The 14219-nt window shown below is 70.5% G+C and carries 14 protein-coding genes and 1 tRNA gene; 8 read left to right on the top strand and 7 right to left on the bottom strand.

Annotated elements, in window-relative coordinates; all coding sequences use genetic code 11:
* Window positions 1-50: 50 nt before the first annotated feature.
* A complete protein-coding gene (gene cobF, locus ABKA17_RS08520; RefSeq protein ID WP_353691279.1) occupies window positions 51-824 on the bottom strand; it encodes a precorrin-6A synthase (deacetylating) in 774 nt (257 codons plus the stop codon).
* A gap of 48 nt (window positions 825-872) precedes the next feature.
* Window positions 873-1406, bottom strand: coding sequence for a DUF309 domain-containing protein (locus tag ABKA17_RS08515; RefSeq protein ID WP_353691278.1), 534 nt, complete (start codon window positions 1404-1406; stop codon window positions 873-875).
* Window positions 1407-1508: 102 nt separating this feature from the next.
* Here ABKA17_RS08515 and ABKA17_RS08510 point away from each other — a divergent pair.
* Window positions 1509-1582 (top strand) — tRNA-Pro (locus ABKA17_RS08510).
* A 57-nt stretch (window positions 1583-1639) separates the two neighbouring features.
* Here ABKA17_RS08510 and ABKA17_RS08505 read toward each other — a convergent pair.
* The 4 genes from ABKA17_RS08505 to ABKA17_RS08490 form a co-directional block, all read right to left on the bottom strand.
* The gene (locus ABKA17_RS08505; RefSeq protein WP_353691277.1) at window positions 1640-2659 is read right to left on the bottom strand and encodes a LacI family DNA-binding transcriptional regulator; all 1020 of its coding nucleotides are present in this window, start codon (window positions 2657-2659) and stop codon (window positions 1640-1642) included.
* A gap of 76 nt (window positions 2660-2735) precedes the next feature.
* Window positions 2736-3572, bottom strand: a complete 837-nt coding sequence (locus ABKA17_RS08500; RefSeq protein ID WP_353691276.1) for an ATP-binding cassette domain-containing protein — start codon at window positions 3570-3572, stop codon at window positions 2736-2738.
* Window positions 3569-4582: an ABC transporter permease gene (locus ABKA17_RS08495; RefSeq protein WP_353691275.1), complete on the bottom strand. Its 1014-nt coding sequence runs from the start codon at window positions 4580-4582 to the stop codon at window positions 3569-3571. Before ABKA17_RS08495 ends, ABKA17_RS08500 begins: the two co-directional genes overlap by 4 nt.
* Window positions 4583-4705: 123 nt before the next feature.
* Window positions 4706-5722: a sugar ABC transporter substrate-binding protein gene (locus ABKA17_RS08490; protein WP_353691274.1), complete on the bottom strand. Its 1017-nt coding sequence runs from the start codon at window positions 5720-5722 to the stop codon at window positions 4706-4708.
* A 224-nt stretch (window positions 5723-5946) separates the two neighbouring features.
* On the opposite strand from ABKA17_RS08490, the gene ABKA17_RS08485 reads away from it, so the two are divergent.
* The 3 genes from ABKA17_RS08485 (at window position 5947) to ABKA17_RS08475 (ending at window position 9962) form a co-directional block, all read left to right on the top strand.
* Window positions 5947-6909 (top strand): carbohydrate kinase family protein, encoded by a 963-nt coding sequence (locus ABKA17_RS08485; protein WP_353691273.1) that lies wholly within the window; start codon window positions 5947-5949, stop codon window positions 6907-6909.
* 174 nt (window positions 6910-7083) lie between these two features.
* Window positions 7084-9645 (top strand): GH32 C-terminal domain-containing protein, encoded by a 2562-nt coding sequence (locus ABKA17_RS08480; protein WP_353691272.1) that lies wholly within the window; start codon window positions 7084-7086, stop codon window positions 9643-9645.
* A 23-nt stretch (window positions 9646-9668) separates the two neighbouring features.
* The gene (locus tag ABKA17_RS08475) at window positions 9669-9962 is read left to right on the top strand and encodes a putative quinol monooxygenase (protein ID WP_353691271.1); all 294 of its coding nucleotides are present in this window, start codon (window positions 9669-9671) and stop codon (window positions 9960-9962) included.
* An 18-nt stretch (window positions 9963-9980) separates the two neighbouring features.
* Here ABKA17_RS08475 and ABKA17_RS08470 read toward each other — a convergent pair whose 3' ends face one another.
* Window positions 9981-10676 (bottom strand): TetR/AcrR family transcriptional regulator, encoded by a 696-nt coding sequence (locus tag ABKA17_RS08470; RefSeq protein ID WP_353691270.1) that lies wholly within the window; start codon window positions 10674-10676, stop codon window positions 9981-9983.
* A 58-nt stretch (window positions 10677-10734) separates the two neighbouring features.
* Here ABKA17_RS08470 and ABKA17_RS08465 point away from each other — a divergent pair, with 58 nt between their 5' ends.
* From ABKA17_RS08465 to ABKA17_RS08450, 4 genes are all read left to right on the top strand, one after another.
* Window positions 10735-11421 (top strand): class II aldolase/adducin family protein, encoded by a 687-nt coding sequence (locus ABKA17_RS08465; RefSeq protein ID WP_353691269.1) that lies wholly within the window; start codon window positions 10735-10737, stop codon window positions 11419-11421.
* Window positions 11418-12347: a carbohydrate kinase family protein gene (locus ABKA17_RS08460; RefSeq protein WP_353691268.1), complete on the top strand. Its 930-nt coding sequence runs from the start codon at window positions 11418-11420 to the stop codon at window positions 12345-12347. The genes ABKA17_RS08465 and ABKA17_RS08460 overlap by 4 nt, the downstream gene beginning before the upstream one ends.
* Before the next feature lie 119 nt (window positions 12348-12466).
* Window positions 12467-13135, top strand: coding sequence for an NUDIX domain-containing protein (locus ABKA17_RS08455; protein ID WP_353691267.1), 669 nt, complete (start codon window positions 12467-12469; stop codon window positions 13133-13135).
* Window positions 13136-13220: 85 nt separating this feature from the next.
* Window positions 13221-14204, top strand: a complete 984-nt coding sequence (locus ABKA17_RS08450; protein ID WP_353691266.1) for an aldo/keto reductase — start codon at window positions 13221-13223, stop codon at window positions 14202-14204.
* Window positions 14205-14219 lie beyond the last annotated feature (15 nt).

The raw sequence follows: 14219 nt of genomic DNA, 5'->3' as shown, positions 1-14219 counted from the left end.
GGTCACACCGGTGGCCTACCGGCGCACGCGGTGACGGCCGCTCGGGTGCCCTAACGCTCCCCGGGGTTGCGGCGCAGCAGATACGTGTCCATGATCCAGCCCTTGCGCTCCCGGGCCTCGGCCCGCAGTCGCTCGATACGGGGCGCGGCCTCGGCGATCGGGCCGGATACGAGGATCTCGTCCGGGGTGCCGATGTAGGCGCCCCAGTAGATGTCGATGTCCTCGTCGGCGTAGCCCCGGAAGGCCTGGTGGGCGTCCAGCATCACGACCACGTCGTCCACCCCCTCCGGGAACCCCTCGGAGAGCCGCCGCCCGGTGGTGATCTGCACGGGCCGCGCGACCCGGTTCAGCCCGGTCCGGTGCCGGGCGACGAGCGCCGAGACGCTGCTGACGCCGGGCACGACGTCGTACTCGAAGTCGACGGCACCCCGCTCCAGGATCTCCTCCAGGATCCCGAGCGTGCTGTCGTACAGCGCGGGGTCGCCCCACACCAGGAACGCGCCGCTCTCGTCCTCGCCCAACTCCTCGGCGATGAGCCGCTCGTAGATGGCGGCCCGGGCGCTGCGCCAGTCCCCGACGGCCGGTGAGTAGCCCGCGCCGCCCGCCTTCCGGTCCCGCTCGGGATCCCGCGCCTCGACGACCCGGTACGTCCCCTCCGGTATGTGCGTCCGCAGCATGTCCCGGCGCAGATCCGTCAGGTCGCTCTTCACCTCGCCCTTGTCCAGGACGAAGAACACGTCCGTGCTCCGCAGCGCCCTGACCGCCTGGAGGGTGAGCTGGTCGGGGTCGCCCGCGCCGATACCGATGACATGAATCTTTCGCACGCCCCGAGTCTGCCGTACGCCACTGACAGTGACGGCACCGCGTCCGCGTCAGGGCCTGGAACCGGGACTGGGACGCAGCCTCGGCGCCCGTGCCGCCGCGTCCACCGGCCCGGCGCCGCGCTCCACGTCCGCGGCGAGGGCCCGGGCCCACTCCGCGAGCCCGGTCAGGTCCATCCCGTACGGCTCCTTCGGCCCCCCACCGGACGCCCACTCCTCGACCGCCCCGGCCCCGCGCCGCAGCAGCCGCGCCCCGCCCGTGACATTGCCCCGCGCCGCGTGCGTGAGCCCCACCGCGAGCTGGGCGAGGCCCCGCCACAGCGTCCGTTCCTCCTCGGGGCCCGACTTCCAGGCGTCCTCGAAGACCTCGTGCGCGTGGAAGGGCTTCCCCGCGTCCAGCAGTTGCTGTGCCACGACGACGCTTTGCTCGGGAGCGCGTACGACCCCCTCGGGCTGCCGTTCCACTCCGTCCGCGCCGTACGGCAGGGGTCGCCCGAGCCCGTCGCGCGGGCGGGCGTTCCGGGCCCGCCCCTCGTCGTCCCGGTCCCGAGCGTCGGCCGGCTGTCCTGAGGATGTACTGCCCATGCGTCGATTGTCCCGCGCCGCTCGGTCCCCCTTCGAAGCGGGCGGTCACGTGGGGTAAAGTGCTCCTCGCGCGATCACGCGGTTCACCGCGCGAGAACGCACCGGGACGTGGCGCAGCTTGGTAGCGCACTTGACTGGGGGTCAAGGGGTCGCAGGTTCAAATCCTGTCGTCCCGACTTTACGAAGTCGCAGGTCAGGGGCCGTTTCAGAGAAGATCTGAAACGGCCCCTCGATCATTCTCGGGGACCGCGCTCGCCCGAGCCCCGCACGATCAGTCGGGTGGGCACGGTGATGGTGCGGGCGCGTGAGCGGTCGCCGTCGAGGCGGCTGAGGGCGGTCGTCGCCGCCGTCGTGCCGATCTCCTCGGGGTCCTGGGCGACGACGGTCAGGGCCGGCTCGAGTGCCTCTGCCAGTGCTACGTCGTCGAAGGCGACGACGGCCACGTGCTTGCGCTTGCTGCGGGCCAGTTCGGCGACTATGCCCAGCGCGACGATGTTGTTGCCGGCGAACAGCGCTGTGGGCGGATCGGCCAGGTCGAGCAACTGGGCGGTCGCGGCCTCGGCCCCTTGCTGGTCATGGGCGTTGGTGACGAGCGCGCGGTCGTAGGGGATGTCGGCTTCCTGTAGCGCCGAGCGGTAGCCGGCCAGACGTTCACGGCGGGTGTACAGCTTCAGCGGCAGGTCACCGACGAAGCCGATGCGCCGGTGCCCGTGGGCGACGAGGTGGGCGACGCCGTCGTGGGCTCCCGCACGGTTGGAGCTGACGATGCTGTCCGTGGCGAGGCCGACTCCGGGGCGGTCGAGGAAGATCACGGGCAGTCCCGATGTGCGGTGGGACCTGAGGTGGGCGTGGTCGGCGCCCACGGACGGCACGACGAACAGGACGCTGACGCGCCGGGCGAGGAACTTGTCCGTCAGGGCGCGTTCGCGGTCGGGGTCGTCGGCGGAGGAGCCCATGAGCAGGGTCAGTCCGCGTTCTCGTACGGTGTCCTCGATCGCTCGCGCCACGGCTCCGAAGAACGGGTTGGCGAGGTCGGGGATGACCAGCCCGATGGTGGTGTCGGGTCCGCCGACGCGGATGTTGCGGGCCATGAGGTTCGGCTGGAAGCCGAGCTTGGCCACTGCGGCGAGCACCTGCTCCCGGGTCTGTGCCGAGACGGGGCCGTCCTCGTTGAGGACGCGGGAGACCGTCTTGGCGCTCACGCCCACCTCTTGGGCGACATCGGCCAGGGTGGGGCGGCGGCTGGCTGCCATGGAGGAAACCGTCTCCTGTGGGCCCTCGGTTCCGGCCGCGGCCTCGGCCGGAAACTGTGAGGGCCGGATCGTGCGATCAGGTGGCCTGTACTCCGGCGGCCTTGGCAGCCTCCGAGTCCGCTACGACAGTATCTCCGGCCGCGTCGACGGTGAGCGCGCCGGTCATGATGGCGACCACCTCCGCCATCGAGTAGTCCGACGGCTTGATCACGGCGGCACGCCTGCCGAGGCGGTGGACGTGGATCCGGTCGGCGATCTCGAAGACGTGCGGCATGTTGTGGCTGATCAGGACGACCGGCATGCCCTTGTCCCGGACGCGCCGGATGAGGTCCAGGACCTGCCCGGACTCCTTGACGCCGAGAGCGGCGGTGGGCTCGTCCATGACGACGACGCTGCGCGCCCAGGCCACGGAACGGGCGACCGCGACCGCCTGGCGCTGGCCGCCGGAGAGCGTCTCGACCGACTGCGTCAGCGAGCGCAGGCCGATCTTCAGGTCGGCCATGTGCTCGGCGGCCTCCTGGCGCATGCGCTTCTTGTCCAGCATGCGGAAGACATTGCCGAGGACGCCGGGGCGGCGCAGTTCGCGCCCGAGGAACATGTTCGAGGCGATGTCCATGGAGGCGGCCACGGCGAGGTCCTGATAGACCGTCTCGATGCCGTGGGCGCGTGCGCTCTGCGGACCGGAGAAGGTGATGGGCTTCCCGTTGAGGCGTATCTCGCCCTCGTCGGGGGTCACCGCGCCGGTGAGCGCCTTGATCAGGCTGGTCTTGCCGGCGCCGTTGTCGCCGATGACCGCGAGGACCTCACCGGGCATCAGGTCGAAGTCGGCGCCGTCGATGGCGGTGACATGGCCGTACCGCTTGACCAGGCCGCGCGCCTGAAGCACGGGCGTGGCGGAGGAGTTGGTGCTCATCGGGCCTTCTTCCGGGAGATCTGGTCGACGGTCACCGCGAGGATCACGAGGACACCGGTGATCAGGGTCTGGTAGATGGAGGCGACGCCCATCAACTGGAGCCCGTTGCGGAAGACACCGACGATGAGGACGCCGATGAAGGTGCCCAGGACCGAGCCGCGGCCGCCGAAGAGGCTGGTGCCGCCGAGGACCACGGCCGTGATGCTGTCGAGGTTGTCGGTCTGTCCGGCCTGCGGGTCGCCGACCCCGGTGCGGGAGATCAGCAGCAGGGCGGCGATGCCGTAGAGGATGCCGGCGACGGTGTAGATGCCGATGGTGAGCCGGCCCGTGCGGATGCCGTTCAGCCGCGCCGCTTCCTGGCTGTTGCCCAGCGCGTAGACGTGCCGGCCCCAGCCGGTGCTGCTCAGCGCGTAGGCGAAGAGGAGGAACAGGGCGATCGTGACCAGCGAGCCGTACGTGATGTCGGTGTGGCCCAGCGGGAAGGTCTCCCCGAGCGCGGTCAGCGGGCCCGGCAGGTTGGTGACCGTCTGCTCCTCGGAGTAGATGTGGGTCAGCGCGAACGCCACGTTGAGCATGCCGAGGGTGACGATGAACGGCGGCAGCGGGATCTTCTGCACCAGCAGCCCGTTGAGCAGGCCGAAGCCGCCGCAGACGACCAGGCCCAGGGCGATGGCGGCGAGCGGGGGCAGGGAGCCCTCGGCGGCCATCTTGGCGATCATGATGCTGCCGAACGCCATCACGGCACCGCACGACAGGTCGATGCCCGCCGTCAGGATGATCAGGGTCTGGCCGATGGCGAGGGTGCCGACGACCATGACCTGCTGCACGATCAGCGAGAAGTTGCCGCCCGTGAGGAACTGCTCGGTCGAGAGGGAGAAGAAGGCGCAGGCCAACAGGAGGGCGGCCAGCGGGCCGGTGGTGGGCGCCGTGAGCAGCCTGCGGGCCGTGGTCGGCGCTTTGAGCCCGGCGTACGGCGAGGACGTGCTCGGAGGCGTGGACGTGGCGGTCATGCGAAGTCCTTGTCGGAAGACAGAGTCCTGGGAACGAGGGGGCGGCCGTCCCCGCGGTCGGGGAGGAGGGGCCGGCCGCCCCGTTCAAGGGGGAGGCGGCGTCGTACGGTCGAGGGGGACGGCTCAGCCCCAGCAGTTCTCCAGGCCGTAGGCGGTGTCCTTGGAGGTGACGCCGTCCTGCGCCTTGTCGGTGATCAGCGTGACGCCCGTGTCGGTGTAACCGGACGCCTTCTTGCCGTCCTTGGCGTACGTCACGACGGCCTTGACGCCCTCGGCGGCCATCTTCAGCGGGTACTGCTGGGACGTCGCGGCGATCTTGCCGTCCTTGACCGCCTGGGTGCCGGTGCAGCCGCCGTCGACGGAGACGATCAGTACGTCCTTCTCCCGGCCCTTGGCCTTGAGCGCGGTGTACGCGCCCAGGGCGGCGGGCTCGTTGATGGTGTAGACGACGTTGATGTCCGGCTCCTTCTGGAGACAGTTCTCCATCGCCGTCTGGCCCTTGGCCTGGTCGCCGCCGGTGTCCTGGGCGCAGGCGACGTCCTTGTCGGTGGCGCCGAAGCCCTTCAGGAAACCTTCGTGCCGCTGGACGCCGACGGAGACGCCCGGCGCGAGGTCGAGGGCGGCTATCTTCGCCTTCTTGCCCTTCATGGCCGCCTTGGCGTACTCGCCGATCAGCTCACCGGCCTTGACGTTGTCGGTGGCGAAGAGGGCGTCGACCGCGCTCTCCGGCTCGGTCGGCGTGTCCAGGGCGATGACCAGGACGCCCTTGGCCTTGGCCTTCTCGATCGCGGGCACGATGGCCTTGGAGTCGCTCGGGGTGATCAGGATGCCCTTCACACCGGAGGCGACCATGTTCTCGATGGCGGTGACCTGACCGGCGTTGTCGCCGTCGAACTTGCCCGCGGCGGTGACGAGTTCGGCGCCGTTCTCCTTGGCGGCCTTCTCCGCGCCCTCCTTCATCTTCACGAAGAACGGGTTGGTGTCGGTCTTGGTGATCAGACCGACCTTGACGTCGCCCGATCCGGAGCTGGACGAGTCCGATCCGGAACCGGAGCCGCAGGCCGTCAGGGTGAGGGCCGCGACGCCCGTGACGGCGGCGACTCTGAGGAGGGAGGAGGACAGGCGAGTGGTACGGGACATGATCGACTCCTGTGGGATCGCGAGCGGCACGGGGTTCGGTTCAGAGCACGCCGCCCGGGGTGTCATCGTTGACTTATGTCATCGTTGACACTGCATGGCCAGGATGATGGACTCCGTCTCCCGGCAACGTCAATGCCTTGCGCGGGACACAAGTCCGTAACGCCCCCGGCGGCCGCCCGATCCGTGCCCGCTTTCGCCTCGTCGTCCGCAGAGAAGAGCAGCCCATGAACCCGCGCCAGATCACCGTCCTGGGGGAGTGCGTCGCGGACGCCTTCACCGAGCCCGCGAGCGCCTCGAACGAACTCGCCCTGCGTGTACTGCCGGGCGGCGGACCTGCGAACACGGCCGTGTCGCTGGCCCGCCTCGGCACCCCCGCCCGCTTCCTCGCACGACTGTCCGGTGATGTGTTCGGGCGCCTGTTCCGGGCCCACCTGGACGCGTCCGGGGTGGACCTGTCGAACGCCGTCGCGGCCACGGAGCCCAGCACCCTGGCCGTGGCGGAGCTGGACGACCGGGGGCAGGCCGCGTTCTCCTTCCACGCACAGAACACGGCCGACTGGCAGTGGACGGCCGAGGAGCTGGCGCGGGTCGACCTCTCCGAGAGCGCGTGTGTGCACACCGGGTCCCTGGCCCTGGTGCGGGAGCCCGGCGCGGCGGTGGTGGAGGACTTCCTGGCGGCGGCCGCGCCCCGCGCGACCATCAGCATCGACCCCAATGTGCGGCCGCTGCTGGTGGATCCCGACGTCTATCGCGCCCGTCTGGCGCGCTGGTGCGCCCTCACCGACGTGCTGCGGCTGAGCGAGGACGACCTGGAACTGCTGCTGCCGGGCACCTCGCCCGAGCGGGCGTGCGACCTCTGGCACGCGGCCGGGGCACGGCTCGTCGTGATCACACGCGGTGCCGACGGCGCCCTCGCCTCACTCGACGGCGAACGGGTCCAGGTGCCCGCCGTCGCGACGAACGTCGTCGACACGGTGGGGGCGGGGGACTCCTTCACCGCCGGACTGCTGCACCACCTCGCCGCTCGCGGGCTGCTGGGCGGCCGGCTGACGGAAGTCCGCCTGGACGACGTCGAGGAAGCCTGCCGCTTCGGCGCCCGCGTGGCGGCCCTGACCTGCTCGGTCGCCGGCCCCAACCCGCCGTGGCAGCACCAGCTGGGGCAGGTCGCCGCGGCCGACCGCGTCTGACGGTTCGAGCAGGTTGCCCAACAGGACATCGCGGCCCACCCGTTGACGCACTGGCCGGATTTCCCCCATCATCGGGCCACTCGATGTCATCGATGACACAAGTCAACGATGACACCCCCTTGCCGACACCGTGGACGACGGCGTCGGCAAGGCGCCGCTTCAGCAGGAGACACCATGAGCTCTGGACGTGTATCCCGGCATGCCCGCATACGGATGATCGCGGCGGTGGCGACGGTCTGCGCCCTGTCCGCAGCCCCGCTCGCCCCGCAGGCCGTAGCCGCCGACTCCCCGCCGTACACCGAGACCTACCGGCCCCAGTTCCACTTCACGCCGGAGAAGAACTGGATGAACGACCCCAACGGCCTCGTGTACTACAAGGGCGAGTACCACCTCTTCTACCAGTACAACCCGAACGGCAACTCCTGGGGCGACATGTCGTGGGGGCACGCGGTCAGCAAGGACCTCGTGCACTGGGAGGAACTGCCGCTCGCCCTGTCGCACGACGACGAGGAGATGGTGTTCTCCGGCAGCGCGGTCGTAGACCGGGACAACACCACCGGCTTCGGCACCAAGAAGAACCCGGCCATGGTGGCGATCTACACCAGCTACTTCAAGGACACGGGCATACAGGCCCAGTCGCTCGCCTACAGCACCGACCGCGGCCGCACCTGGACCAAGTACCAGGGCAACCCCGTCATCGACATCGGCTCCAAGGAGTTCCGCGACCCCAAGGTCCAGTGGTACGCGCCGACGAAGAGCTGGGTGATGACGGTGTCGCTGTCCACCGAGCACAAGGTGCGGTTCTACACGTCCAGGAACCTCAAGGACTGGGAGTTGCAGAGCGAGTTCGGGCCGCAGGGCGCGACGGGCGGCGTGTGGGAGTGCCCCGACCTGTTCCCCCTCGCGGTCGACGGGGACGAGAACAACATCAAGTGGGTCCTGGTCGTCAGCATGAACCCCGGTGGTGTCGCGGGCGGTTCGGGCTCCCAGTACTTCGTCGGGGACTTCGACGGCAAGAAGTTCACCGCCGAGGACAAGGGCACCTACACCCCGCCCACCGGCACGGTCGTGCAGGACTTCGAGGGCAGCGACTTCGGTACCTGGACGACCACCGGCACCGCGTTCGGCGACGCGCCCGCCGCCGGTGCCCTGGCCGGGCAGGGAACGGTCGCCGGCTACGACGGCACGGGCCTCGCCAACAGCTTCCACAGTGGTGACGGCACCACCGGCACCCTCACCTCACCCGAGTTCACCGTCGACAGCTCCTACCTGAACTTCAAGGTCGGCGGCGGACTGCACCCGCACGTGGCCGGCACCGTCCTGGAACAGGGAGACCCGCCCGCGGGCACGGTCCTCGCCGACTTCGAGGCCGGCGGCTACGGCGGCTGGACGACGACCGGGGACGCCTTCGGCTCGGCACCGGCCACCGGCACCCTGCCCAACCAGCAGGAGGTCTCCGGATTCCGGGGCAGCGGCCTGGTCAACACCTACCTGAACGGCGACTCGACCACCGGCACTCTCACCTCGCCGGAGTTCACCATCGACAAGAAGCACATCAACTTCCTGATCGGCGGCGGCAACCACCCCTCGGGCTCCGCGAATCCCACGGCCCTCGAGCTCGTCGTGGACGGGCAAGTGGTGCGCAGCGCGACCGGAAAGGACGCCGAAGCACTGAACTGGGCCTCGTGGGACGTCAGCGATCTCGCGGGCAGGAAGGCGCGGCTCAGAGTCGTCGACGACAACACCGGCGGCTGGGGCCACCTCAACGTCGACCACATCATGCTCTCCGACGCCAAAGCCCAGCCCGTCTCCCAGGAGACTTCGGTCAACCTGATCGTCGACGGCCAGGTCGTGCGCAGCGCCACCGGCTCCAACAGTGAGAACCTGGACTGGGCCTCCTTCGACCTGCGTCCCTACGCGGGCAAGAAGGCGCGGATCCAGATCGTGGACATGAACAACGCCGGCTGGGGTCACATCCTGGCCGACCGGTTCACCGAGGCGGACAGGCCCGCCAAGTCCGTTGTGCAGCGCGCCGACTGGGCCGACTACGGCAAGGACTACTACGCGGCCGTGTCCTGGGAGGACGCACCCGGCGGCAAGCGGTACATGGTCGGCTGGATGTCCAACTGGGACTACAGCGGCGCCGTCCCCACCTCCCCGTGGCGCGGCGCGCAGAGCGCTCCCCGGGAGATGGCCCTGCGCACGGTCGACGGCCGGGTCACGCTGACCAGCAAGCCGGTGAGCGGCCTTGCGTCCCTGCGGCAGAGCCGCCCGGCAACGGCGGCCGGTGTCACGATCAGGAGCACCTCGAAGCCCCTGATCGGCCGTGCGGCCCGAGGCAAGGCGCTCGACATCGAGGCGACCTTCTCGCTCAAGGACGCCGACCGCTTCGGCCTGAAGGTGCGTACCGGCGCGGGTGGCGAGGAGACCGTCATCGGCTACGACGCCGTGGCGCAGGAGCTGTACGTCGACCGGACCCGCTCCGGCGCCGTGGACTTCAGCAGCACCTTCCCCGGTGTCCAGAGCGCACCGCTGAAGGCCGTGAAAGGCAAGGTCAAGCTGCGGATCCTCGTCGACTGGTCGTCCGTCGAGGTGTTCGGCGGCAGCGGCGAGGCCGTGATCACCGACCAGATCTTCCCCGACCCCGCCAGTCAGGGAGTGGAGATCTTCGCCGAGAACGGCTCGGTGAAGCTCGACCAGGCTCGCGTCTGGCACCTCGACTCCTACCGCGACTGAACCCCACCGTAAGGACACGACCCGTGAAGAAGACCCTGCTCGCCGAGTTCACCGCCCGTGAGGGAGCGGAGGCCGAGGTCACCCGCCTGATCCTGGAGTACACCGAGAAGGTGCGCGAGGAAGAGGGCAACCTCGTCTTCGACGTCTACACCAAGGCGTCCCACCCGCGCGCCTACTGGATCTTCGAGGTGTACCGGGACGAGGACGCCTTCCAGGCACATCTGAAGGCCCCGTACGGCGGCCCGTTCAACGCGGCCCTCACCCCGCTGATCGAGGAGGACGCCTCGGTACTGACCTTCCTGAACCCGGTCACCTGACGCCTCGCGGGGGTTCCGCTACCGGTTCCGGCTGCCCCGGAGGCCCTGTGCCGGGGCCCCGCCCCGGTAGCGCCCCGCCACATCCCCCAGATACCCCCGCAACATCACCTTCGCCTCCGCCAGCAACGCCGCGTCCCCCTCCCGGTCCCGTCGGAACGCCTCCTGCGCGAGCGCGTCCGCGGCGAGCATCGCGGCGTGGCAGGTGCGGGCCAGCGACTCGTCGTCCTCGGCGAGGTCGAGGGTGAGGAGGATGCGGCGGATGCCGTCGGCCATGCGGCGTTTGTGTTCGCGGTCGGCGGCGCGGGTCTGTTCGGTGAGGCCGCTGCCGAACCACAGGGCGCGGAAGCCGTGTTCGGTGCGGTAGATGCCGGCGAACGCGTCGAGGAGGACCCCCACCGGGTCCGGCCAGCGCTCGGCGGCCGCGGCGCGGACCAGGTCGTCCATCGCCGCCTCCAGCTTGGCGAAGTAGCCCGCCGCGAGGGCCTCGATGATGGCGCCCCGGTCGGGCAGGTACTGGTACAGCGAGCCGACCGACACCCTCGCCTCGGCCGCGATCCGGGTCGTGGTGAGCGCCTCGACGCCCTCCTCGACCAGGACCCGCTCGGCGGTCTCCAGAACCCGGGCCAGCCGGGCCTTGCTGCGGGCCTGCTGGGGAGTGCGGCGCAGGGAGGCGACCCCCGCCGCCCAGTCGGTGTCCGCGGTGGGCTCACCCACGTAACGACCTCCGAACGTGAACGTGACTTTGTTTCACGTTTAGGTTAGCGTCGCGCGCATGACCGACTCAAGTTCGGCGTGGCGCGAGGAACGGGCCGCGGTCGCCGACGCCTGCCGCCGGCTGGGCGCCGAGGGGCTGCTCATCGGCACCGCCGGGAACGTCAGCGTGCGGGTCGACGACCGGGTCGCGATCACCGCCACCGGCGCCGTCCTCGCCGACCTCACCCCGGACCAGGTGACCGTCGTCGACCTCGACGGGAAGATCGTGTCCGGCGCTCTGCGGCCCACCTCGGAGCTGGACCTGCACCTCGGCGTCTACCACCGCTACGGCACCGGCGCCGTCGTCCACACCCACGCGCCGATGGCCACCGCGCTCTCCCTGGTCCTCGACGAACTGCCCTGTATCCACTACCAGTTGCTCTCCCTCGGCGGCAGCGTACGCGTCGCGCCGTACGCCACCTTCGGCACCCCGGAGCTCGCCGAGTCGGTGCTCACCGCGCTCGAGGGCCGCGGCGGGGCCCTGATGGCCAACCACGGGGCCGTGACCCACGCCCCCACCCTCGACAAGGCCGTCGAACACGCCCTGTTGCTGGAGTGGGCCTGCGGGGTGTACCAGCGCGCGGCGGCCGTCGGCACCCCCCGCGTTCTCGACGAGCGGCAGCAACTCGCGGTCATCGAGGCCGCCATCGCGCGCAACTACGGCACCACGCAATCCGTATCACCCGTGCAGGAGGAAAATCGATGAAGGTCGTCACGATGGGTGTGCACGTACTGGACGTGCTGGTGCGGCCGGTGGAGGCCATACCCGAGGGCCAGGGCGCCACCCTGGTCGAGGACATCCGCATGACCGCCGCCGGCACGGCCGCCGGCACCGCCCTCACCCTCGCCAAGCTCGGCGCGCAGGTCCGCACCGCCGGCGCGATCGGCACCGACCCGACCGGCGACCTGCTCACGCAGCTGCTCCAGAAGGCCGGTATCGACACGGAGTTGCTCGTCCGCCGCATCGACACCTCCACCTCCGCGACCGTCCTGCCCATCCGCCCCAACGGCGACCGCCCCACCCTCCATCTCCTCGGCGCCAACATCACCTACGGCCTCGACGACGTCCCCTGGGACGCGGTCGCCGAGGCGACCCATCTCCACCTGGGCGGACCGGAGTTGATCGGCGCCGAGGTCGCCGCGCGGATCCTCGCGCACGCCAAGGAGCACGACGTCGTCACCTCCGTGGACCTCCTCGCCCCCGGCGAACTCGGCACCTTCGACCAGATCGAACCGCTGCTCCCGTACGTCGACCACCTGCTGCCCAACGAGGACCAGGTCCTCGGCTTCAGCGGCGAGGCGGACCTCGTGACCGGTGCGAAGAAGCTGATCGCCGCCGGGGCCGGACTCGTCGCGGTCACCCGGGGCGGCGACGGCGCACTGCTGGTGACCGCCGACGGTACCGAGCCGGTCCCCGCCTTCGAGGTCGACGTCGTCGACACCACCGGCTGCGGCGACGCCTTCTCCGCCGGCTTCCTGCGCGGCATCAGCCTCGGCCGGACGCCGCGAGAGTCCGCGATCCTGGGCAGCGCTGCGGCGGCACTGGTCGCGCAGGGGCTCGGCAGCGACCACGGGGACTTCGACCTCGCCGAGGCCGACGAGTTCTCCATGACCGCCAAGGTGCGCGGATGAGGTGAGACAGGGGCACGGGCCGCGGAGTGCGGGATGCCTCCGTGGCGCGTGCCCGCCTGCCCGGGGTGATAGACAGCGGGCATGACCAACTCGCACCTCCGCCCGACCGAGACCGTCCGATGACCGCCGGCATCGACACCCCCGACCGCCGCGGCCGCACCGGACTCGACCGCACCGGCCTCGACCTGACCGGCAACCCCCGCGTGAAGGTCCGCGAGGTGAAACTCCTGTCCAGCCACTGGTACGTCGAGCGGGCCACGACCTTCGACCTCCAGCTCGCCGACGGCAGTTGGAGCACCCAGCAGCGCGAGACCCACGACCGCGGCAACGGCGCCACCATGCTGCTCTACGACGCCGCCCGCGAAACCGTCCTCCTCACTCGGCAGTTCCGCTTCCCGGTGTACGTCAACGGGCACCCCGACGGCATGCTCGTCGAGACACCGGGCGGACTGCTCGACGACGATGACGAGCACCCGGAGATCGCGGTACGCCGCGAGGTGGTGGAGGAGACCGGGCACACCATCGGCGAGGTCCGCCACGTCTTCGACGTCTACATGAGCCCGGGGTCCGTGACCGAGCGCGTCAGCTTCTACGCCGCCGAGTACGGACCCTCCACCCACACCCACGAGGGCGGCGGCCTGGACGAGGAGGGCGAGGACATCGAGATCCTCGAACTGCCCTTCCGCCGGGCCCTGGAGATGATCCGCACCGGGGAGATCGCCGACGCCAAGACCATCATGCTGCTGCAATGGGCCGCACTGGAGGGGCCGTTCGCCGCCGAAAAGTGAATCCCCTTGCCTTGAAGCGCACTTCAAGTTGCAGACTCCCGTTCGCACACCCCGAACGCGGGTGCGCGAACGGGAGGGACCCCTCATGAAGTACCGCACCATCGGCACGGACCCGACGACCCGCCGCGAGGTCTCCGTCCTCGCCCTCGGCGCGATGCTGTTCGGCTCGCGCACCGACGAGGAGACCGCCTTCGCCGTACTCGACCGCTATGTCGAGGCCGGCGGGAACTTCATCGACACCTCCGACAACTACGCCTTCTGGATCGACGGCGGCCAGGGCGGCCAGAGCGAGGAACTCCTCGGCCGCTGGCGGCGCAGCCGCGGCGTCGGCGCCGAGATCGTCATCGCCACCAAGCTCGGCGCCCGCCCGCTCGCCCCGGGAACGAGCTACGTCGACAACGCCGAGGGCCTCTCGGCGAAGGTGATCCGCGAGGCCGCCGAACGCAGCCGGGAACGGCTCGGCGTGGAGAAGCTGGACCTGCTCTACGCCCACATCGAGGACCACACGGTGCCGCTGCGGGAGACCGTCGAGGGCTTCGCCGCGCTGGTCGCCGAGGGCTCCGTCGGACTGCTCGGCGTCAGCAACCACGCGGTGTGGCGGGTGGAGCGGGCCCGCGCGATCGCGGCCGCCGCCGGACTGCCGGGCTACGAGGTGTTCCAGTACGCCCACAGCCATCTGCGGCCCCGCTACGACGTCCCCGAGGACCTCTTCCCCGACGGCAGCCTCGGCCACGCCGGACCCGACCTGCTCGGCTACCTCCGCGAGGAGCCCGGCCTGACCCTCGTCGCCTACTCGCCGCTGCTCAAGGGCGCCTACACGCACCCCGACCGGCTGCCCGCCGACTTCGACCACCCGGGCACCCCGGCCCGCCTGAAGGTCCTGCGCGAGGTGGCCGGGGAGACCGGCGCCACCGTCAACCAGGTCGTCCTGGCCTGGCAGATCGGCGGCGACCTGCCGATCCTCCCGCTGGCCGGGGTGTCCTCGGTGGCCCAGCTGCAGGAGAACCTGGCCGCGGTCGACCTGGAACTGACCGAGGAGCAGCGGGCCCGCCTGGACGCCGCGCACTAGGCTCGTGAGGGAGCC

This window comes from Streptomyces sp. RG80 (assembly GCF_040446465.1).
Taxonomy (GTDB): Bacteria; Actinomycetota; Actinomycetes; order Streptomycetales; family Streptomycetaceae; genus Streptomyces.
This window is presented reverse-complemented; position numbering and strand designations above follow the sequence as displayed.

What these genes read in the sequence shown, in the direction of transcription:
- ABKA17_RS08515 (WP_353691278.1), bottom strand. Translation starts at nt 1,406, where the DNA reads ATGGGCAGTACATCCTCAGGACAGCCGGCCGACGCTCGGGACCGGGAC.
- ABKA17_RS08450 (WP_353691266.1), top strand. Translation starts at nt 13,221, where the DNA reads ATGAAGTACCGCACCATCGGCACGGACCCGACGACCCGCCGCGAGGTC.
- ABKA17_RS08490 (WP_353691274.1), bottom strand. Translation starts at nt 5,722, where the DNA reads ATGTCCCGTACCACTCGCCTGTCCTCCTCCCTCCTCAGAGTCGCCGCC.
- ABKA17_RS08480 (WP_353691272.1), top strand. Translation starts at nt 7,084, where the DNA reads ATGAGCTCTGGACGTGTATCCCGGCATGCCCGCATACGGATGATCGCG.
- ABKA17_RS08465 (WP_353691269.1), top strand. Translation starts at nt 10,735, where the DNA reads ATGACCGACTCAAGTTCGGCGTGGCGCGAGGAACGGGCCGCGGTCGCC.
- ABKA17_RS08505 (WP_353691277.1), bottom strand. Translation starts at nt 2,659, where the DNA reads ATGGCAGCCAGCCGCCGCCCCACCCTGGCCGATGTCGCCCAAGAGGTG.
- ABKA17_RS08455 (WP_353691267.1), top strand. Translation starts at nt 12,467, where the DNA reads ATGACCGCCGGCATCGACACCCCCGACCGCCGCGGCCGCACCGGACTC.
- ABKA17_RS08485 (WP_353691273.1), top strand. Translation starts at nt 5,947, where the DNA reads ATGAACCCGCGCCAGATCACCGTCCTGGGGGAGTGCGTCGCGGACGCC.
- ABKA17_RS08495 (WP_353691275.1), bottom strand. Translation starts at nt 4,582, where the DNA reads ATGACCGCCACGTCCACGCCTCCGAGCACGTCCTCGCCGTACGCCGGG.
- ABKA17_RS08460 (WP_353691268.1), top strand. Translation starts at nt 11,418, where the DNA reads ATGAAGGTCGTCACGATGGGTGTGCACGTACTGGACGTGCTGGTGCGG.
- ABKA17_RS08500 (WP_353691276.1), bottom strand. Translation starts at nt 3,572, where the DNA reads ATGAGCACCAACTCCTCCGCCACGCCCGTGCTTCAGGCGCGCGGCCTG.